Here is a 17,712-nt window from a genome sequence, read left to right on the forward strand (position 1 = left end):
CAGACAGACCAAAGCCTGACCAGTCCGGGGTATAAAACAATTGGCACTGGCTTATCAAGCACCCTGTTGAGTTCTCAAAGAACAACCACACACCACACCGGAAACCCCCACCAGGAGGCCCCCGACCCGGGGCATTTCGTTCGCATCCCCGCCGCTCTCGCGCCGGGCACTTTTACTACGTTACCCGGTGGTTTCCGCCGTGTCAAACCGGTGTTTGCCAGTTTGTCGTGCGTCACCTTTTTGCCGGGCACCACGATTCGGCCGACTCGCGTCGGTCGCGTCGAGGAATTCGGCAGGACGGCCGTTCGCGGTCTCCCGCTGGCCCGTCCGTTTCCCTGCCGGCCGATAACCTTACCCGGTCGGTTCCGCCTCACCAAATCCGCCTCCCGGCGGATCCGGGGCACCACCCGGTTTCCAGGTCCTGCGCTCCGGCCTCCCAGGTCTTTCGCCCTGTTCGTCCGTTCCGCGCTGGCAGAGAGAAAGTTACGCGCCCGACGGATTGATCGTCAAATCCGCCGGGCGCGTCCCCCGTCACATCGTCGACGGTCGACTATCCCCGCAGCTCAACACCCGCGAAAGAACGCTTCCCCCGGCGCAGCACCAGGTAGCGGCCGTGCAGCAGGTCGGCGTCGGAGACCGTCGCGTCGACCTCGGCGACCCGGACGTTGTTGACATAGGCGCCACCCTCGGCGATCACCCGCCGGGCCTCCTTCATGCTCGGGACCAGACCCGACTCCTTGAGCAGGCCGGCGACGTCCGGCAGCTCGTCGACGGGCACGAGCCCCGCCTCGGCGAGCGCCGCCCGCAGCGTCTCCGGCGACAGTTCGTCCAGCGCCCCCCGCCCGAAAAGCGCCTGACTCGCCGCGATCGCCTGGGCCGTCTCCCGCTCGCCGTGCACCAGCGTGGTCAGCTCCTCGGCCAGGGCCCGCTGGGCCGCCCGCGCCTGCGGACGTTCGGCGGTGGCCTTCTCCAACTCCTCCAGCTCCGACCGGGAGCGGAAGCTGAAGTACCGCAGGTAACGGGTCACGTCGCGGTCGTCGGCGTTGAGCCAGAACTGGTAGAAGGCGTACGGGCTGGTCATCTCCGGGTCGAGCCAGACCGCGCCGGTCTCGCTCTTGCCGAACTTGGTGCCGTCCGACTTGGTGACCAGCGGGGTGGTGAACGCCTGCACCGGGCCGGCGCCGCGCCGGCGGACGTAGTCCACCCCGGCGGTGATGTTGCCCCACTGGTCCGAGCCGCCGTACTGGAGCTGGCAGCCGTGCCGGCGGTGCAGCTCGAAGAAGTCGTTGGCCTGGAGGAGCTGGTAGCTGAACTCGGTGTAGCTGATGCCGCTCTCCAGCCGGGCCTTGACCACCTCCCGGGCCAGCATCTTGTTCACCGGGAAGTGCTTGCCGACGTCCCGGAGGAACTCCACCACCGACATCTCGCCGGTCCACTCCAGGTTGTTGACCATGCGGGCCGCGTTGTCGCCGGTGTACGCGACGAACGGTGAGAGCTGGTCCCGGATGCGCTGGACCCAGCCGGCGATGACCTCCGGCGGGTTGAGCGTCCGTTCGGCGCTCTCCTTGGGGTCACCGATCTGACCGGTGGCGCCGCCGACCAGCAGCAGCGGCCGGTGCCCGGCGAGCTGGAGCCGGCGGGCGGTGACGACCTGCATGAGGTTGCCGACGTGCAGGCTGGGGGCGGTCGGGTCGAAGCCCACATAGAACGTGGCGCTCGGGCCGTCGAGCAGCGCACGCAGCTCGTCGGGGCCGGTCGAGTCCTGGATCAGGCCCCGCCACAGCAGGTCTTCGGTCAGGGAGTCCCGCCCCGGCGGGAGGTTGCTGTCGGTCACGGTCACCGATTCTCCCCCATCCCCGGCCCGGGGCCGTACCGGGTTTGCCGACGGCGGCGCCGACTAGGCTGGCGGCGCCGTCGAGCGCGAGGAGGAACCAGGGTGGAGACACCGGACCTGACCGGGGGCTACGTGGCCCTGCTGGGGCTTGAGTTGGGCGAGGCCAGCGCCGACCGGGTGGTGATCCGCTGGCGGGTCCGCCCGGAGCTGCACCAGCCGCACGGGATCCAGCACGGCGGGGTCTACTGCTCGGTGGTGGAGACGGCGGCCAGCGTCGGCGGCTCGCTCTGGCTGGGCGACCGGGGCCGGGTGGTCGGGGTGTCGAACCAGACCGACTTCCTGCGCGCCGTCCGTGACGGCGAGCTGACCGCGGTCGGCACGCCGGTGCACCGGGGTCGCAGTCAGCAACTGTGGCTGGTGGAGATCACCGACAGCGACGCCCGGCTGGTCGCCCGCGGGCAGGTGCGGTTGCAGAACCTGACCGCCGACTGACGTCGGGCTGCCCGATTCCCACGATAACGGGGCACTGACGCCGATATCGTCGCGTCGATGAGACCAGCCGCCCCCGACCCGACGTGAGGAAGCTGCTCGCCGCCACGCTGGGCGTGCTCTCGGCCATCGGCGGCTTCGTCGACATCGGCGACCTGGTGGCGGCCAGCCAGGCCGGTGCGCTCTTCGGCATGGCCCACGCCTGGGTGCTGCTGGTCGGGGTGGTGGGCATCTGCGCGTACGCGGACATGGCGGGCCGGATCGCGGCGGTGAGCGGCCGGGCGGTGTTCGACCTGGTCCGGGAGCGGCTCGGGCCCCGGGTCGCGTTGCTCAATCTGGTGGCGTCGTGGCTGGTCACGGTCGTGACGCTGGCCGCGGAGCTGGGCGGGGTGGCGCTGGCGCTCACGCTGGCCACCGGGCTCAGCCACCTGCTCTGGGTGCCGCTGGCCGCGCTGGCGGTCTGGCTGGTGCTGTGGCGGATGCGCTTCGAGCTGATGGAGCGGATCTTCGGCCTGGCCGGGCTGGCGCTGCTGGTCTTCGCGGTCGCGCTGGCGGCGTTGCCGACCGACTGGGCGGAACTCGGGCAGGGGGCGTGGCGGGTCAGCTCGGCCGGTCACGGTTGGCCGCTGTACTGGTTCGTGGCGGTGGCGCTGTTCGCGTCCACGGTCAGCCCGTACGAGGTCTTCTTCTTCTCCTCCGGCGGGGTGGAGGAGCGGTGGAGCCCGGCCGACCTGGCGCGCGCCCGGTCGAACGTGCTGATCGGCTTCCCGGTGGGCGGCTTCCTGGCGTTGTCGCTGATCGCCGTGGCGACGGTGGCCTACCACCCGTCCGATGCGTCCCTGACCTCGCTCGACCAGGTGGCGCGGCCGGTGGCGACCGCGCTCGGCGGCGCCGGTCTGGTCGCCGCGGTGCTGGCGTTCTTCGCGGTGACGTTCGGCGCGGCGCTGGAGACCGGCCTGTCGGCGGCGTACGCGGCGGCGCAGTACTTCGGCTGGCAGTGGGGCAAGCGGGTCAGCCCGCGGGAGGCGGCCCGGTTCCACAGCGTGCTGCTGCTCGGGCTGCTGCTCGGTGTGGTGATGCTGATGACGACCGTGGACCCGGTGCGGCTGACCGAGTACATGCTGGTGCTGAGCGCGGTGGTGCTGCCGCTGACCTACCTGCCGATCCTGGTGGTGGCCAACGACCGCACCTACCTCGGGGACCGGGTCAACGGGTGGTGGGCGAACCTGCTCGGCGCCGTGTTCCTGCTGCTCATCGTCGCCGCCTCGGTGGCGGCGATCCCACTGGCGATCATGACGGGGATGGGGCGATGAGGGTCCAGCTCGCCAGGCAACTGCTCGACCGGCAGATCGTCGACGCCGAGGGCCGGCTGGTGGGGCGCGTGGACGACATCGCGTTTGCGGTGGACGGGGCGGGCTACCCGTACGTGGACAGCCTGCTCACCGGCCAGGGCGCGCTCGGGGAGCGGATCGGCGGCCGGGTCGGGCGGCTGCTGGTGGCGGTCGCCGACCGGTTCACCGACGATCCGCCGGTGCCGCCGTTGCGGGTGCCGCTGGCGGTGGTGGACCGGGTGGACAGCGCGGTCCGGCTGCGCTGCCGGGCGGCGGAGCTGCCGTCCTCACCGGTGGAGTCGTGGCTGCGCCGCCACCTGATCGAGCGGATCCCGGGGGCGTACCGTGCGAGCGGGTGAGCTGCTCGGGCGCACCGCGTACGACCTGCACGGCCGGCGGTTGGGCCGGGTGGTGGACGTGGTGGTGCGCGGGGGCTGGCCGCCGGAGCGGCTGCGGATCGCCGACGTGATCGTGGCCGGTCACTGGTGGACCCGGGTGACCGGTCGGCTGATCGGGCCGGAGCTGCATCCGGCCGGGCCGTGGCTGCTGCGGGCGGTCGCCCGGCTGGTGGGGCGCAGCACCCACCAGGTGCCGGCCGACGCGGTGCGGCTGCATCCGCCGGTGCCCGGCTTCCCGTTCGGCCCACCCGCCGACCGGCGCTGAGCCGACCCCTGCGCCGGACGCGGTAGGGCTGATCCCCGCGCCGGGCGACCGGCGCGGGGCGGCGGGACCGTCAGCGGCGTGCCTCGTCGAGTTCCGGGGTGTCCGCCGGGTCAGCGGCGTCGGCCGGCTCGGCGCCGTCCGCGTCGTCGCCGTTGTTCCGCTCGCGACGGGGACGGCGGCGGAGACGCACCTCGACGATGGCGCGCTGGTCCACGCCGGCCACGGTCAGCTCCCAGCCGTCCACGGCGACCTGCTCCCCCGCCACGGTCGGGATGTGCCCGAGGCAGATCAGCACCAGCCCGGCGATGGTGGTGTAGTCGCCGGCGGGCCGGTTGGGCAGGTCGACCCCGAGATCGGTGAGGTCGTGCACCGGGAAGGTGCCGGGCAGCACCAGCGTGCCGTCCGCCTCGGTGTGGACCGCCTGGAGGTCGCGGTCGGTCTCGTCGTAGATCTCGCCGACGATCTCTTCGAGGATGTCCTCCAGCGTCACGATCCCGTCGACCGCGCCGCGTTCGTCCACCACCAGCGCGATGTGTTGGCGTTCGGCCTTGAACTGGCGCAGCGCGTCGACCACGGGCAGCGAGTCGGGCAGCAGCATCGGCGGGCGGGCGATCTCGTCGACCGGCCGGTCGTCGGGGACGCCGACCAGGTCGCGCAGGTGGATGACGCCGACCGCGTCGTCCAGGCCGCCGTGCCGGACCACCGGCGCCCGGGAGTGCCCGGTCGCCGCCAGGACCAGCCGCGCGGCCTCCGCGGTGGTCCCGCTGTCGAGCGTGAAGACCTGCAACCGGGGTACGAGGACGGCCCGCAACTGCCGGTCGGCGATCTCCACCGCGCCGGCGATGATGGTGCGCTGCTCCTTGGTGAAGCCGTGGTTGCCGGCCACGATGTCGCGCAGTTCGTCCGGGCCGATCTCCTCCGGCTCGTGCTTCGGGTCGAGGCCGAACAGGCGGACCACCATGTCGCTGGTGGCGCCGAGCAGCCAGACCGCCGGCCGGGTGAGGCTGGCCAGCACGTCCAGCGGTCGGGCCACCACCAGCGCCCAGCGCTCGGCGGACTGCATGGCGATGCGCTTGGGTGCCAGCTCGCCGAAGACCAGCGTGACGAACGTGAGCACCAGGGTGACCGCGACGATGGCGACCGTCTCGGCGGCGTCGCCGAAGACGCCGAGCAGCGGCACCAGCGGGCGGGCCAGGGAGACGGCCGCGGCGGCGGAGGCGAGGAAGCCGGCGAGGGTGATCCCGATCTGGATGGTGGCGAGGAACCGGTTCGGGTCCTTGGCCAGCCGGGCGAGGGTGCGGCCGGCGCGGCTGCTGCGCTCCAGCCGTTGCAGTTGGCTGTCCCGTAGCGACACCAGGGCCATCTCGCTGCCGGCGAAGGCCGCGTTGACGATGACCAGTACCCCGACCAGGGCCAACTGGCTCCAGTAGCTCTGCACGACCGGTTGTCTCCCTCGACCCGATCCGGGTCGGCCGATGGCCGACTCGCCGGCCGGCAGACCCGGTCGGCGTGGCCCCTCTGTGCCCCGCCGGCTCGTGCCTGAATCCTGTGCTTCTGCTGACCGGACAGATTTTTGCGTGTCCCGCATATTTGCGTGCCACGCATATTTTGCTACGGTCGGTGGGTGAGCGGGCTGCGGGAACGCAAGAAGGCAGCGACCAGAGCGGCGCTGAGCTGGGCGGCCATCCGCCTGACCGTGACGCGTGGCTACGACGCCGTGCTGGTGGAGGACATCGCGCAGGCCGCCGGCGTGTCCCCACGGACGTTCAACAACTATTTCGCCAGCAAGGCCGAGGCGATCTCCGCCCGACACCTGGACCGCAGCCGCCGCGTGGTGGACGCGCTCCGCGCCCGGCCGGCCGGCGAGCCGCTCTGGCGCGCGATCGAGGCGGCGTTCCTCACCTCGTGGGCGCCCGGTCCGGAGGTCGAGCAGTCACCACCGGGCGCCCACGAGGAGTGGGTCGCCGGGCTGCGGGTGATGCTCGCCGAGCCGGCGTTGCAGGGCGAGATGCTGCGGGCCGGCGCGGTCGCCGCCGCCGAACTGGCCGAGGTCGTCGCGGAGCGCACCGGCACCGACGCCGGCCGCGATCTCTATCCGCACCTGGTGGCCGCCGCGGTCAACGCGGGCGTCGGCGCGGCCATGCGGCACTACCTGCGCGCCGAGCGCCCCGAGCCGATGGAGCGGCTGCTCTCCGACGCGCTGGCCCAGCTCGCCGCCGGGCTGCCCCCGCCGCGCTGACCCACCCCGCCCCGTGAGAAGGGGCCCCTTGTCTACCGCAGGCGTTAACAGGGGGCCCGGCCTTTCATCCTTGGAGGTTTGTGGTGATTGATGTGCTTGTGGTGGGGGCGGGGCCCAATGGGCTCATGCTCGCGGTCGAGTTGGCGCTGGCCGGGATCCGTCCGGTGGTGTGCGACCGGCTGACCGCGCCGACCACCGAGAACCGGGCGAACGGGCTGGTCGGCCAAGTCGTCCGGATGCTCGACCGGCGCGGCCTGCACGAGCGCCTCGCCGGCTCCGCCGCGCCGCCACGACCGACGCCCGGGTTCGTCTTCGGCGCGTTGCCGCTGGACCTGACCGCCGTCGCGGACAACCCGATGTACGGGCTGGCGGTGCCCCAGCGGCAGGTCGAGCGGGTGCTCGCCGAACGGGTCGCGGAACTGGGCGTGCCGGTCCGCCGCGGGTGCGAGGTGACCGCGCTGCGGCAACGCTCCGACGCGGTGGAGGTCGGCCTCGCCGACGGCACCACGCTCGACTGCCGCTACCTGGTGGGCGCGGACGGCGGACGCAGCACGGTGCGGAAGCTGGCCGGGATCGGCTTCCCCGGCGTCACCACGGACCGGTCCGTCTCGCGTACCGCCCAGGTGGGCGTGCCGCCGGAGCTGGTCGACCCGACCACCGGTAGCCTCGTCGCGCCCGGGTACGGGGTCGTGCCGCCGTTCCAGCACACCCGCACCGAGCACGGGCTGATCGTCTGGGCGCCGTTTCCCGACCGGGCGCCCCTGGTCAGCACCGTCGAGTGGCCGGCGGCGCCGGAGGCCGACGCGCCGCTGACGCTCGACGGGATGCGGGCCAGCGTGGCCCGGGTGCTCGGGGTCGAGGTGCCGCTCGGCCCGCCGGCCGGGCCCGGTCCGCACCTGCTGCGCCGCCTGGCCGGCGGCAACACCCGGCTCGCCGAGCGCTACCGGGCCGGCCGGGTGCTGCTGCTCGGCGACGCCGCCCACGTCCACTCCGCGATCGGCGGGCCGGGGCTCAACCTCGGCCTCCAGGACGCGGTGAACCTCGGCTGGAAGCTGGCCGCGCGGCTGCACGGCTGGGCCCCGGACGGGTTGCTCGACACGTACGAGGCCGAGCGCCGACCGGCGGCCCGGCGGGTGACCATGTCGACCCAGGCCCAGTCCGCCCTGATCGCGCCGGGCGCCGAGGTCACCGCGCTGCGCGAACTCGTCGGCGAGCTGCTCGCCCGGCCGGAGAACGCCGGGCACGTGGCCGCGCTGATGGCCGGCGCGGACATCCGCTACGACCGGGGACCGGACGGGCCGCCGGTCGGCACCTGGGCGCCGGACCTGGTGGTGCACCGCGACACCGGGCCGGTGCGGCTGGCCGAGCTGACCCGGGACGCGCGCCCGCTGCTGCTCGACGGCACCGGCACGCTGGGCGGGACCGCCGAGCCGTGGCGGGACCGGGTCGACGTGGTCGACGGCCGGCTGACGGGCACCGCCTCGACCGCGCTGCTGCTGCGCCCGGACTGCTACCTGGCCTGGGCCTCCGACGCGGCGGCACCGGACCGGGACGGGCTGCGCGCCGCGCTCACCCACTGGTTCGGCCGGCCCCGCGACCACGCGAGCACACCGGCCTGACCTGGCTCAGGCCGGGGCGGGCAGGTCCAGCACGTACGCGCCGCCCTCCGGGCGGAAACCGAGCCGGTGGTAGTAGGGGGCGACCATGCCCGGCGGACTGACCACCCGGCGGAAACCCCGGTCGGTGAACAGCCGGCTGCGCCGGTAGACGAACTCGCCGGGGGTGAAGTCGCGGAACGGCGGGGTCACGTAGTCCAGGTCGATCTGGGCCACCCCGCCGGCCTCGGCGTGCGACACCATCACGCCGACCACCTCGTCCGCGCGGACCACCAGGAACGCCGAGCGGTCGGCGGCGGCCGGGTCCCAGCGGAACGCCGGGTTGAACCGGGCGATGTCGGTGGCGTGCACCCGCAGCGTGTGGGCCAGGAACGCGTCGCCGGTGCCCACCTCCACCACCTGGTAGGTCTGCTCGTCGTGCCGGGTGGCCAGCAACTTGCGCAGGTACCAGAGGTTGATCACGGTGAGCACCACGTTCAGCCCGACCATCGGCCACACGTGCAGGGCGGCGTTGTAGCCGATCAGGATCAGGCAGCCGACCAGGTTGAGCGCGCGCAGCCGCAGGATGCGCGTCTGCAGCAGGGACCAGACCAGCAGCGCGGAGCCGGCCCAGCCGACGAGTTCCAGCCAGTTCACCCCGGGGACACTAGTGGTCGCGCTGGTCAGGCCCCTCGGCGGGCAGCTCCAGCACCCACTCCTCGACCTCGACGCCGCGGCCGGGAGCGTACCCCGCGTCCTCGCCGACCACGACGAAGCCGCACTTGCGCAGCACCGCGAGCGAGGCGGCGTTGTCCTTCGCGGCGCGGGCCCGCACCGGCCGCTGCGGCAGCTCCCGCAGCAGCGCGGTGAGCCCGGCGGTGGCGTGGCCGCGCCCCCAGCGCTCCGGGTTGATCCAGTAGCTGACCTCGGTCCGGTCGTCGACCGGGAACGCCGCCACGTGGCCGACCACCTCGCCGCCGGCGACGATCGTGCGGTTGACGATGCGCTCGTCGGCGCGGATCCGCGCCCAGTGCGCGTCGAACGCGGCCCGGTCCGCCGGGTCCTTCGGACCGAACGCGGCCATCCAGTTGGCCTGCGCGTCCTGCTCGTGGGCGAAGAACGCGGGCAGGTCGTCGTCCCGGACCGGACGGATTTCCACAGCGGGGTTCACGGCCGGGAAGGATACGCGGACCCACCGACACCGTTCGGGACCTCCGGCCCCTCCCGGGTCCCGTCCGGCCCTGCCGGGGCGGCCGGCCGGACCGATACCAAGGAGGAGGTACCACGCAGCCGAGGAGGCCGGACCATGCGGAAGTACGTCTACGACTTCATCGAGGGTGACCGGAGCCGGGCCGATCTGCTCGGCGGCAAGGGCGCCAACCCGGCCGAGATGACCCGGCTCGGGCTGCCGGTGCCGCCCGGGTTCACCGTGACCACCGACGCGTGCCGCGCCTACCTGGCCACCGGCACGCCGCCGGACGGGCTGTACGAGGAGATCAACGCGCACCTGCGTCAGGTCGAGGCGCGGTTGGACCGGCGGCTCGGCGACCCGGGCGGCCCGCTGCTGCTGGCGGTCCGCTCCGGCGGCCGGTACTCGATGCCGGCAGCGGCCGGCGGCGCACGGTGGACGAGATGGTCGCCACCATCGCGGCGCGCACAAGTACGCCGAGCTGGGCCTCGCCTTCCCGCTCGCCGACACCGCGCCGCCGGACCCGGAGCTGCTGGCCCGGGTCCGCGGTCAGTTCGCCGCGCGCGGGCTCACCGTCACCTGACCTCCGGTGGCGCGGGGCCGCCCGACGGTCCCGGCCCGCACTACGATGGCGGCATGTCGACCGCACACCGCACCTCGCGTCTCCGGAACCTGGTCGCGACCGGCGCGCGGACCACCGGCGCGCAGGCCACCGGCGCCCAGGCGACCGGGGCGCGGGCCCTCGGCGGTACGGCCGTGGGCGCGTTGGCGGTGGGCGCGCTGGCGCTCGGCGCCGTGTCGGTGGGCGCGCTCGTGATCGGCCGGCTGGTGGTGCGCCGCGCGGTGGTCCGCGAGCTGCGCATCGGTCGGCTCGAGGTGGACGAGCTGGTGATCCGGCGCGACTCCGCCGCGGGGTGAGTCAGCCCGCCGCGGACGTCGGATAGCCGTACAGGTCGAGCAGGCGCACCCGGGACGCCTGGAGCCGGTCCACCACGACGCTCATGAACCGGGCGGTGAGCTGCCGGCCCAGCGTGTCGTCGGACCCCATCAGCCGGCGTACCCCCTCGGCGGAGAACTCCACCGCCGTGCTGCGCCGGGTGGCCACCACGCCGAACTGCCAGCGGTAGGGCGGGAACAGCCAGGACCAGCCGAGCACCCCGCCCGCGCCGATCGTCTCGATCCCCACGTCGCCGCGACCGGGCACCGGGAAGTCCAGCGCCACCTGGCCGTCCCGGACCAGCCAGAACCGCTCGGCCGGCTGCCCGGCCCGGAACAGCCGGTGCCCCGGGTGCCAGGCCACCGGGCGGGCGTAGCCGGTGAGCGGCGGCAGCCACTCGTCCGGCAGCCCGGCCAGGAACGGGTGCACGCGGAGCATCTCCAGCGGGGTCATCGCGCCTCCACGATCGACAGGTGGGAGCCGAAACTCCATTGCACCCCACCGCGCCGCGATCCGGCAGGGCCGATGGTCCCGCGCCGCGCGGGCGGTCGCCTCTGCCCCGCCGCGACGGCCCGGTCCAGGCTGGAGGTGGACCGAAGGAGGACGTGATGACCGACAGATCCGGCGTCCCCGTCGTGGTGGGCGTGGATGGTTCCCCGTCAGCGCTGGACGCGGTCCGGCTGGCCGCGCGGGAGGCGGCGTCGCGGCACCGGCCGTTGCGGGTGGTGCACGCGTTCCGCTGGCAGCCGGTCGGTACCCCGCTCGGCCCGGTCGCCGTCGTGCTCCCCGACGACGAGGTGCGGCGGGCGGCCGGGAAGCTGGTCGCCGAGGCGGTCGAGGAGGCCCGCAAGATCGACGCGCGGACCTCGCGGTGACCGGCACGGTGACCGACGGCGGGCCCCCGCCTGACCGGGCCGGGCGTGGCGGCGCCCGCTCGTGGGACGGGGGACGGCCACAATGGCCTGAGTCGACCGGAGGGATCATCCGATGAACCGACCCGTCGTGGCGGGGGTGGACGGGTCCCCGTCCAGCCTGACCGCCGCCGACCAGGCCGCCGTGGCCGCCGTCGCACGCGCCCGGCCGCTGCTGCTGGTGCACGGCTACCTGCACCCGCTCGGCTACGGCGTGCCGCTCAACCCGTACGACCTCGGGGTGCCGGCGCCCACCGCGGAGGCGGAGAAGATGCTCGAACGGGTCGCCGCCGAGCTGGCCGACCGGCACCCCGGGCTGCGGGTGGAGGTGCGCCAGGTCGCCGGCGGGCCCGGCGCGACGCTGGTCGAGGAGTCCCGCCGGGCGGAACTGGTGGTGGTGGGCAGCCGGGGGGTGGGCGGCTTCGCCGGGCTGCTGCTCGGCTCGGTCGGCGCGCAGCTCGCCCAGCACGGGCACTGTCCGGTGCTCGTCGTGCGGCCGGCGGAGCAGCCGATCCCGGTCGGCGGTCCGGTGCTGGTCGGGGTGGACGGCTCCGAGTCCGCGGCGTACGCCGTCGAACTCGCCGCGGACGAAGCCGACCGCCGGGACGCGGAGCTGGTGCTGACGCACGTGCGCGCGCCGGAGCGCGGCGCGCCGGCCCCGGAGGTCGCGGCCGAGGCGACCACCGCGGAGCGGGCCGAGACGGCCGAGCTGCTCGGCGCCGCTGCCGCTCGGATCCGGGTGGCCCACCCGGAACTGCGGGTGACCGAACGCCCCGTCGTCGCCGCCTCACCGGAGACCGCGCTGCGGGACGCGAGCGCCGACGCGTCGCTGGTGGTGGTCGGTTCCCGGGGCCGGGGTGGCTTCACCGGGTTGCTGCTCGGCTCGGTCAGCCAGGCCCTGGTGCAGCACGCCCACTGCCCGGTGCTGATCGCCCGTCGTCCGGAGCCGGTCGGTGACTGAGGCCGACCGGCCGGGTCAGGACGGGTCGCGGCCGGCGAGCAGGTCGGCGAAGTCGGTGGTGAGGGCGAACGGGTCGGCCGGCCCGGACGCGGCCGGGCGGCGGTCCACCTGCTCGGCCAGCTCGGCTGCGGCGCGCCGGATCCGGGCCCGCAACGCGCTGTCGCCGTCGTCACCGGCCCAGTCCTCGGGCGCGGCGAAGACCGCTGTCGGCAGCACCACCGCCCGCAGGTAGGCGAACATCGGCCGGACCGCGTGCTCCAGCGCGAGCGAGTGCCGCGCGGTGCCGCCGGTCGCCCCGACCAGCACCGGCGTGCCGGCCAGCGCGTCGCGGTCCACCACGTCGAAGAAGGACTTGAACAACCCGTTGTAGGACGCGTTGAAGATCGGGGTGACGGCGATCAGACCGTCCGCCGCCGCGACGGCGCCCAGCGTGCGGCGCAGGGCGGTGGGCGCGAAGCCGGTCAGCAGGTGGTTCACCACGTCGTGGGCGTGCTCGCGCAGGTCCACCGGGCGCAGCTCCACGTCGGCCCCCCGGCCGACCAGGTCGTCGCGGGCGACCGCGGCGAGCTGGTCGGCGAGCAGGCGGGTGGACGAGGGCTGGCCGAGACCGGCCGAGACGACCGCGAGGGTACGCCGGGTCATCGCGCCTCCTCCGGGCTCGTCGCGGCGTCCCGGGCGGCCAGCAGGGCGGCGTGGGTGGGCGCCTCCGGCACGTGCACCGGACGCATCGAGTCGAACTCCTTGCGCAGCACCGGGACGACCTCCTCGCCCAGCAGGTCGAGCTGCTCCAGCACCGTCTTCAGCGGCAGGCCGGCGTGGTCCATCAGGAAGAGCTGCCGCTGGTAGTCGCCGACGTACTCGCGGAAGCCCAGCGTGCGGTCGATGACCTGCTGCGGGCTGCCGACGGTCAGCGGCGTCTCCCGGGTGAACTCCTCCAGCGACGGGCCGTGCCCGTAGACCGGGGCGTTGTCGAAGTACGGCCGGAACTCGCGTACCGCGTCCTGCGAGTTGCGGCGCATGAAGACCTGCCCGCCGAGTCCGACGATCGCCTGGTCCGGCGAGCCGTGGCCGTAGTGCGCGAACCGCTCCCGGTAGAGGCCGACCATCCGCTCGGTGTGCTCCTTGGGCCAGAAGATGTGGTTGGCGAAGAAGCCGTCGCCGTAGTAGGCGGCCTGCTCGGCGATCTCCGGGCTACGGATCGAGCCGTGCCAGACGAACGGCGGTACGCCGTCGAGCGGACGCGGGGTCGAGGTGAACGACTGGAGCGGGGTGCGGAACCGGCCCTTCCAGTCGACCACGTCCTCGCGCCACAGCCGGTGCAGCAGGTCGTAGTTCTCGATCGCGAGGGGGATGCCGTTGCGGATGTCCTGCCCGAACCACGGGTAGACCGGGCCGGTGTTGCCGCGACCCATCATCAGGTCCACCCGGCCGTCGGCCAGGTGCTGGAGCATCGCGTAGTCCTCGGCGATCTTGACCGGGTCGTTGGTGGTGATCAGCGTGGTGGAGGTGGACAGGATCAGCCGCTCGGTGCGGGCCGCGATCCAGCCGAGCATGGTGGTCGGCGACGACGGCACGAACGGCGGGTTGTGGTGCTCACCGGTGGCGAAGACGTCCAGACCGACCTCTTCGGCCTTGAGCGCGATGGTGGTCATGGCCTTGATCCGGTCACGCTCGGACGGCAGCCGCCCGGTGGTCGGGTCGACGGTGACGTCACCGACGGTGAAGATTCCGAACTGCATGACCAGCTCCTCGGGGTGAGATCCGGACCGGCCGGCCCGGCATCGTCCCGCACAACCTATTTGACGAGTCAACTATTCCGACGCGCCTGCGCTCCGGCGTGGCCCGGGTCACGTATCGACCGCCCGCGCCACGTAGCATTTGTCTACTGCCGGGACACGGCTGGTACGTCGCCCGGTGCCTCGAGATCGAGGTCGCCAGCCAGGGCGAGACCGTCGATGAGGCACTGACCAACCTTCGTGAAGCCGTCGAGGCGTACCTGGAGGAGGTCGAGAACCCGGCGATCGAGACCACGCCGCTGGTGACGTCCTTCCAGGCCGGACGGGCGGCGTGAGCCCAGCCCTGGCGGACCTGCCGCTGCGCAAGGTGCTCAACGGTCTGAGCAGGGCCGGCTTCGAGCACGTCCGCACCAAGGGCAGCCACGCGGTTTATCGCAGCCCGGCCGCCCTGGTCGTCGTCGTCCCCCGCAACACGCCACGGTCAAGCGCGGCACCCTCGCTTCCATCCTTCGCCAGGCCGGGCTGACGCCCTCGGAGTTCCTCGCCCTTCTCGGCTGAACAGCGGCAGGTGAGGGCCGATACGCTTGCCGGCCATGACGTACCCCTGGCTCGACGCGCCGGCCGCGGACATCGCGGACACCGCGCGGACCCTGCTCGGCTGGACCGTGTCGGCGAACGGCGTCCGCGTGCGGCTGACCGAGGTGGAGGCGTACGCCGGCACCGGTGCGGATCCGGCCTCGCACGCCCACCGGGGGCCGACCCCGCGCAACCGGGTCATGTTCGGCCCGGCCGGGCACGTGTACGTGTACTTCGTGTTCGGCATGCACTGGTGCGCGAACATCGTCTGCGGTCGCGACGGCGAGGCGGCGGCCGTGCTGCTGCGCGCCGGCGCGGTGGTCGACGGCGTCGACACGGCCCGCGAGCGGCGGCCCCGCGCCTCGGACCGGGACCTGGCCCGGGGCCCGGCCCGACTGGTGACCGCGCTGGGCCTCGGTCGGGACGCCAACGGCACCAGCGCGGTCGACGGCGCCGGGCCGCTGCTGCTGGCCCCGCCGGAGAGCCCGGTCGACCCGGCGCGGATCGTCGCCGGCCCCCGGGTCGGCGTGGCCGCCGCACACGACCTGCCGTGGCGGTTCTGGCTGGCCGACGAGCCGAGCGTGAGCGTCTACCGCCGGCACACCCCGCGCCGCCGCCAACCGGCAACCCCGTAACAGCACCCACCCCGCCCCGCCCCCACCCCACCCACCCCCCGGTTGATCAAGGAGTTTGTGTCCGGGGGACGCCGCACGGGCGACGCGAACTCCTTGATCGACCGGTCCGGGTGGGACGGGTGGGACCGGTGGGACCGGTGGGGCGGTTTTCGCAACCCGTGGCGCTCCGGGCGCGTCTGAACCCGGGAGGGCATGATGTTGCGTACGAAGGACTTTCAACGAGGTGTTGACAACAGAGCATTCTTGGGTGTGGGATGGACGGTATGGTCACCGTGGACAACGACCCGTTCACCGCCCCGGATGCTGCCCAGGCCCGGGCCCACCGCAACTACGCGGCGCTGTTGCGGATCGCCGAACGGCACGCCGGCACGAACGCCCGCCGCCGGCGCTACGCCCACCCCGACGTGCCCGACGCCTACGAGGCGGCCACGCTGGTGATGGCGCTGGCCGGCGGCGCGGAGCTGGACGCCGGCGAGGAGCCGGTCGACCAGGCCGACCTGATGGCCGCGCTGACCCTGATCCCGCACGTGCGGGCCGAGGTGGACGTGTTGGAGGCCGGGCTGTTGCAGGTGGCCCGCGGGCGTGGCATGACCTGGCAGGCGATCGCGTTCGGGCTGGGGCTGGGCAGCGCCCAGGCGGCCCGGCAGCGCTACGAGCGGCTCACCGTCCGCACCGGCACCGGCGACTGATTCCGCCCGCTGTCACAGCTTCGGGCGAGACTGTGCCGGACGACGACGGCACGGGAGGACGCGATGACGCGCGAGGAGATGCTGGCCTACTGCCTGGCCAAGCCGGGAGCCTGGCTCGACCGGCCGTGGGAGGCCGACGAGGTGGTGAAGGTGGGCAGCCGGATCTTCGCGTTCCTCGGCTCGCCCGACGGTGAGGCCCGGCTCGGGGTGAAGTGCGGGGCGTCCCGGGAGGTGGCCGACGAGTGGCTGCACCGGTTCCCGGCCGACGCCCGGCCCTCGCCCTACATCGGCCGGTCCGGGTGGAACACGTTACGGCTGGACGGCGGCATCCCCGACGACGAGCTGATCGAGGCGGCCGACGGATCGTACGACGCGGTGGTGGCCAAGCTGCCGAAGCGGGAGCGGCCGACGGCCTGAGCCCCGCGCGGTGGCCGGACCACCACGCGGGGCGTCCCAGTCAGCGGGGCACGACCTGCTCGGCCGCCCAGTCGCGCCAGCCGGCCAGCTTGTCGGCGGCGCTGGCGAGCTGGTCGGCGACCGGCCCGGGGCCGGTGGAGCCGGGGGTGGTGCGGGCGGCGAGCGCCGAACGCACCGAGAGCACGTCGCGCACCGAGGGGTCCAGGTGCTCGCTCACCGCGGTCAGGTCGGCGTCGGAGACCTCGTCCAGCGCGCAGTCCCGGGCCGCGCAGAGCGCCACCAGCCTCCCGGTGATCTCGTGCGCGTCGCGGAACGGCACGTGCCGGCGGACCAGCCAGTCGGCGACCTCGGTGGCCAGCGAGAAGCCCGACGGCGCGGTGGCCACGAGCCGGTCCACCCGGACCGTCATCGTGGAGATCATCCCGGCCAGCGCGGGCAGCAGCAGCTCCAGCGTGTCGACCGCGTCGAACGCCGGCTCCTTGTCCTCCTGCATGTCCCGGTCGTAGGTCATCGGCAGGCCCTTGAGCATGGTGAGCACGCTCATCAGGCCGCCGACCAGTCGGCCGGACTTGCCCCGGGCCAGCTCGGCGATGTCCGCGTTCTTCTTCTGCGGCATGATCGACGAGCCGGTGGCGAACGAGTCGTCCAGCTCGACCCAGCCGAACTCCTGCGACGTCCAGAGCACCACCTCCTCGCCCAGGCGGGACAGGTGCACGCCGACCATCGCGGTGACGAAGAGGAACTCGGCCACGAAGTCCCGGTCCCCGACCGCGTCCATCGAGTTGGCGAACGAGGTGCGGAAACCCAGCTCCTTGGCGACCGCCATCGGGTCCAGCGGCAGCCCGGAGCCGGCCAGCGCGCCGGCGCCGAGCGGGCTGACCGCGGCCCGCTCGTCCCAGTCGCGCAGCCGGTCCAGGTCCCGCAGCAGCGGCTGCACGTGGGCGAGCAGCCAGTGCCCGAACGTCACCGGCTGGGCGTGCTGGAGGTGCGTCATGCCGGGCGCGGCGGTGTCCACGTGCCGCTCCGCCTGCTCGACCAGCGCCTCGGCCAACTCGACCAGCCGGGCGGCCACCCCGCGGGCGTGGTCGCGCAGATAGAGCCGCAGGTCGGTGGCGACCTGGTCGTTGCGGGAGCGGCCGGCGCGCAACTTGCCGCCGAGGCTGCCCAGCCGCTCCAGCAGGCCGCGCTCCAGGGCGGTGTGCACGTCCTCGTCGTCCACTGTGGGGCGGAACGCCCCGGAGGCGCAGGCCGCCTCCAGGTCGTCCAGCGCGGCCAGCATCCGCCCCAACTCGTCCGGGTCGAGCAACCCGGCGCCCGCGAGGACCCGGGCGTGCGCCCGGGAACCGGCGATGTCGTACGGGGCGAGGCGCCAGTCGAACTGGACGCTCACCGACAGCCGCGCGAGCGCCTCGGCGGGTCCGCCGGCGAACCGGCCTCCCCAGAGGCTCGTCCGGTTGGCGGCGGCGCTGTTCTCGGTCAGGCTCTTGTCGTCCACCCCTCCCATTCTGGT

Annotated in this window: 21 protein-coding genes and 1 pseudogene; 14 read left to right on the forward strand and 8 right to left on the reverse strand. The window is 73.7% G+C overall.

The genetic code is table 11. The features are described from left to right. Positions 1–550 precede the first annotated feature (550 nt). Entirely contained in the window at positions 551–1,834 is a 1,284-nt protein-coding gene (gene tyrS, locus AB0B02_RS13520; protein ID WP_357300594.1) for a tyrosine--tRNA ligase, read from the reverse strand. Between the two features lie 102 nt (positions 1,835–1,936). Here tyrS and AB0B02_RS13525 point away from each other — a divergent pair, with 102 nt between their 5' ends. The 4 genes from AB0B02_RS13525 (at position 1,937) to AB0B02_RS13540 (ending at position 4,317) form a co-directional block, all read left to right on the forward strand. Further along, entirely contained in the window at positions 1,937–2,326 is a 390-nt protein-coding gene (locus AB0B02_RS13525) for a PaaI family thioesterase (protein ID WP_281939822.1), read from the forward strand. A gap of 83 nt (positions 2,327–2,409) precedes the next feature. After that, positions 2,410–3,636, forward strand: a complete 1,227-nt coding sequence (locus tag AB0B02_RS13530) for a divalent metal cation transporter (RefSeq protein WP_357300230.1) — start codon at positions 2,410–2,412, stop codon at positions 3,634–3,636. Continuing rightward, positions 3,633–4,013, forward strand: coding sequence for a hypothetical protein (locus AB0B02_RS13535; protein ID WP_281939820.1), 381 nt, complete (start codon positions 3,633–3,635; stop codon positions 4,011–4,013). Before AB0B02_RS13530 ends, AB0B02_RS13535 begins: the two co-directional genes overlap by 4 nt. Continuing rightward, complete coding sequence (locus tag AB0B02_RS13540; protein ID WP_281939819.1) at positions 4,000–4,317, forward strand: PRC-barrel domain containing protein; 318 nt, start codon at positions 4,000–4,002, stop codon at positions 4,315–4,317. The genes AB0B02_RS13535 and AB0B02_RS13540 overlap by 14 nt, the downstream gene beginning before the upstream one ends. Before the next feature lie 70 nt (positions 4,318–4,387). Here AB0B02_RS13540 and AB0B02_RS13545 read toward each other — a convergent pair whose 3' ends face one another. After that, entirely contained in the window at positions 4,388–5,755 is a 1,368-nt protein-coding gene (locus tag AB0B02_RS13545; protein ID WP_357300234.1) for a hemolysin family protein, read from the reverse strand. 186 nt (positions 5,756–5,941) lie between these two features. On the opposite strand from AB0B02_RS13545, the gene AB0B02_RS13550 reads away from it, so the two are divergent. Next, positions 5,942–6,556: a TetR family transcriptional regulator gene (locus tag AB0B02_RS13550; protein WP_281939817.1), complete on the forward strand. Its 615-nt coding sequence runs from the start codon at positions 5,942–5,944 to the stop codon at positions 6,554–6,556. 83 nt (positions 6,557–6,639) lie between these two features. After that, positions 6,640–8,175 carry an FAD-dependent monooxygenase gene (locus tag AB0B02_RS13555; RefSeq protein ID WP_357300239.1) on the forward strand — a complete coding sequence of 512 codons (1,536 nt, stop codon included), beginning with the start codon at positions 6,640–6,642 and terminating at the stop codon, positions 8,173–8,175. A 6-nt stretch (positions 8,176–8,181) separates the two neighbouring features. Here AB0B02_RS13555 and AB0B02_RS13560 read toward each other — a convergent pair whose 3' ends face one another. Continuing rightward, positions 8,182–8,808, reverse strand: coding sequence for a hypothetical protein (locus tag AB0B02_RS13560; protein WP_281939815.1), 627 nt, complete (start codon positions 8,806–8,808; stop codon positions 8,182–8,184). 10 nt (positions 8,809–8,818) lie between these two features. Continuing rightward, entirely contained in the window at positions 8,819–9,322 is a 504-nt protein-coding gene (locus tag AB0B02_RS13565; protein ID WP_281939814.1) for a GNAT family N-acetyltransferase, read from the reverse strand. A 135-nt stretch (positions 9,323–9,457) separates the two neighbouring features. On the opposite strand from AB0B02_RS13565, the pseudogene AB0B02_RS13570 reads away from it, so the two are divergent. Beyond that, a pseudogene (locus AB0B02_RS13570) lies at positions 9,458–9,754 on the forward strand (PEP/pyruvate-binding domain-containing protein); the annotation flags it as partial. A 505-nt stretch (positions 9,755–10,259) separates the two neighbouring features. Here AB0B02_RS13570 and AB0B02_RS13575 read toward each other — a convergent pair. After that, positions 10,260–10,730 (reverse strand): cyclic nucleotide-binding domain-containing protein, encoded by a 471-nt coding sequence (locus AB0B02_RS13575; RefSeq protein ID WP_357300243.1) that lies wholly within the window; start codon positions 10,728–10,730, stop codon positions 10,260–10,262. Between the two features lie 155 nt (positions 10,731–10,885). Here AB0B02_RS13575 and AB0B02_RS13580 point away from each other — a divergent pair, with 155 nt between their 5' ends. Beyond that, positions 10,886–11,152, forward strand: a complete 267-nt coding sequence (locus AB0B02_RS13580; protein WP_281939812.1) for a universal stress protein — start codon at positions 10,886–10,888, stop codon at positions 11,150–11,152. A 112-nt stretch (positions 11,153–11,264) separates the two neighbouring features. Beyond that, a complete protein-coding gene (locus tag AB0B02_RS13585; RefSeq protein WP_281939811.1) occupies positions 11,265–12,149 on the forward strand; it encodes a universal stress protein in 885 nt (294 codons plus the stop codon). A gap of 15 nt (positions 12,150–12,164) precedes the next feature. Here the strand turns inward: AB0B02_RS13585 and AB0B02_RS13590 are convergent, their stop codons facing one another. Together AB0B02_RS13590 and AB0B02_RS13595 are read right to left on the reverse strand one after the other, a co-directional pair. Continuing rightward, a complete protein-coding gene (locus AB0B02_RS13590) occupies positions 12,165–12,791 on the reverse strand; it encodes a CE1759 family FMN reductase (RefSeq protein WP_357300249.1) in 627 nt (208 codons plus the stop codon). Then, complete coding sequence (locus AB0B02_RS13595) at positions 12,788–13,888, reverse strand: LLM class flavin-dependent oxidoreductase (protein WP_281939809.1); 1,101 nt, start codon at positions 13,886–13,888, stop codon at positions 12,788–12,790. The genes AB0B02_RS13590 and AB0B02_RS13595 overlap by 4 nt, the downstream gene beginning before the upstream one ends. 98 nt (positions 13,889–13,986) lie before the next feature. Here AB0B02_RS13595 and AB0B02_RS13600 point away from each other — a divergent pair, with 98 nt between their 5' ends. The 5 genes from AB0B02_RS13600 to AB0B02_RS13620 all read left to right on the forward strand — a co-directional run bounded on the left by AB0B02_RS13600 (position 13,987) and on the right by AB0B02_RS13620 (position 16,202). Further along, on the forward strand, positions 13,987–14,220 hold the full coding sequence (locus AB0B02_RS13600; RefSeq protein ID WP_357300253.1) for a type II toxin-antitoxin system HicB family antitoxin: 234 nt from the start codon (positions 13,987–13,989) through the stop codon (positions 14,218–14,220). Further along, a complete protein-coding gene (locus AB0B02_RS13605) occupies positions 14,217–14,411 on the forward strand; it encodes a hypothetical protein (RefSeq protein ID WP_357300256.1) in 195 nt (64 codons plus the stop codon). Before AB0B02_RS13600 ends, AB0B02_RS13605 begins: the two co-directional genes overlap by 4 nt. A 67-nt stretch (positions 14,412–14,478) precedes the next feature. Then, positions 14,479–15,096 carry a DNA-3-methyladenine glycosylase gene (locus AB0B02_RS13610; RefSeq protein ID WP_357300258.1) on the forward strand — a complete coding sequence of 206 codons (618 nt, stop codon included), beginning with the start codon at positions 14,479–14,481 and terminating at the stop codon, positions 15,094–15,096. 254 nt (positions 15,097–15,350) lie between these two features. After that, positions 15,351–15,785 (forward strand): DNA-binding protein, encoded by a 435-nt coding sequence (locus AB0B02_RS13615; protein WP_233220091.1) that lies wholly within the window; start codon positions 15,351–15,353, stop codon positions 15,783–15,785. Positions 15,786–15,848: 63 nt separating this feature from the next. After that, positions 15,849–16,202, forward strand: coding sequence for an MmcQ/YjbR family DNA-binding protein (locus tag AB0B02_RS13620; protein ID WP_357300262.1), 354 nt, complete (start codon positions 15,849–15,851; stop codon positions 16,200–16,202). Positions 16,203–16,242: 40 nt separating this feature from the next. Here the strand turns inward: AB0B02_RS13620 and argH are convergent, their stop codons facing one another. Further along, positions 16,243–17,706, reverse strand: a complete 1,464-nt coding sequence (gene argH, locus AB0B02_RS13625; RefSeq protein WP_281942616.1) for an argininosuccinate lyase — start codon at positions 17,704–17,706, stop codon at positions 16,243–16,245. Positions 17,707–17,712: the final 6 nt, after the last annotated feature.

This window comes from Micromonospora sp. NPDC049240 (assembly GCF_040647835.1).
In the GTDB taxonomy this organism is placed as follows: domain Bacteria; phylum Actinomycetota; class Actinomycetes; order Mycobacteriales; family Micromonosporaceae; genus Micromonospora.

What these genes read in the sequence shown, in the direction of transcription:
- AB0B02_RS13535 (WP_281939820.1), top strand. Translation starts at nt 3,633, where the DNA reads ATGAGGGTCCAGCTCGCCAGGCAACTGCTCGACCGGCAGATCGTCGAC.
- AB0B02_RS13575 (WP_357300243.1), bottom strand. Translation starts at nt 10,730, where the DNA reads ATGACCCCGCTGGAGATGCTCCGCGTGCACCCGTTCCTGGCCGGGCTG.
- AB0B02_RS13580 (WP_281939812.1), top strand. Translation starts at nt 10,886, where the DNA reads ATGACCGACAGATCCGGCGTCCCCGTCGTGGTGGGCGTGGATGGTTCC.
- AB0B02_RS13585 (WP_281939811.1), top strand. Translation starts at nt 11,265, where the DNA reads ATGAACCGACCCGTCGTGGCGGGGGTGGACGGGTCCCCGTCCAGCCTG.
- AB0B02_RS13590 (WP_357300249.1), bottom strand. Translation starts at nt 12,791, where the DNA reads ATGACCCGGCGTACCCTCGCGGTCGTCTCGGCCGGTCTCGGCCAGCCC.
- AB0B02_RS13595 (WP_281939809.1), bottom strand. Translation starts at nt 13,888, where the DNA reads ATGCAGTTCGGAATCTTCACCGTCGGTGACGTCACCGTCGACCCGACC.
- AB0B02_RS13610 (WP_357300258.1), top strand. Translation starts at nt 14,479, where the DNA reads ATGACGTACCCCTGGCTCGACGCGCCGGCCGCGGACATCGCGGACACC.
- AB0B02_RS13615 (WP_233220091.1), top strand. Translation starts at nt 15,351, where the DNA reads ATGGACGGTATGGTCACCGTGGACAACGACCCGTTCACCGCCCCGGAT.
- AB0B02_RS13620 (WP_357300262.1), top strand. Translation starts at nt 15,849, where the DNA reads ATGACGCGCGAGGAGATGCTGGCCTACTGCCTGGCCAAGCCGGGAGCC.
- argH (WP_281942616.1), bottom strand. Translation starts at nt 17,706, where the DNA reads ATGGGAGGGGTGGACGACAAGAGCCTGACCGAGAACAGCGCCGCCGCC.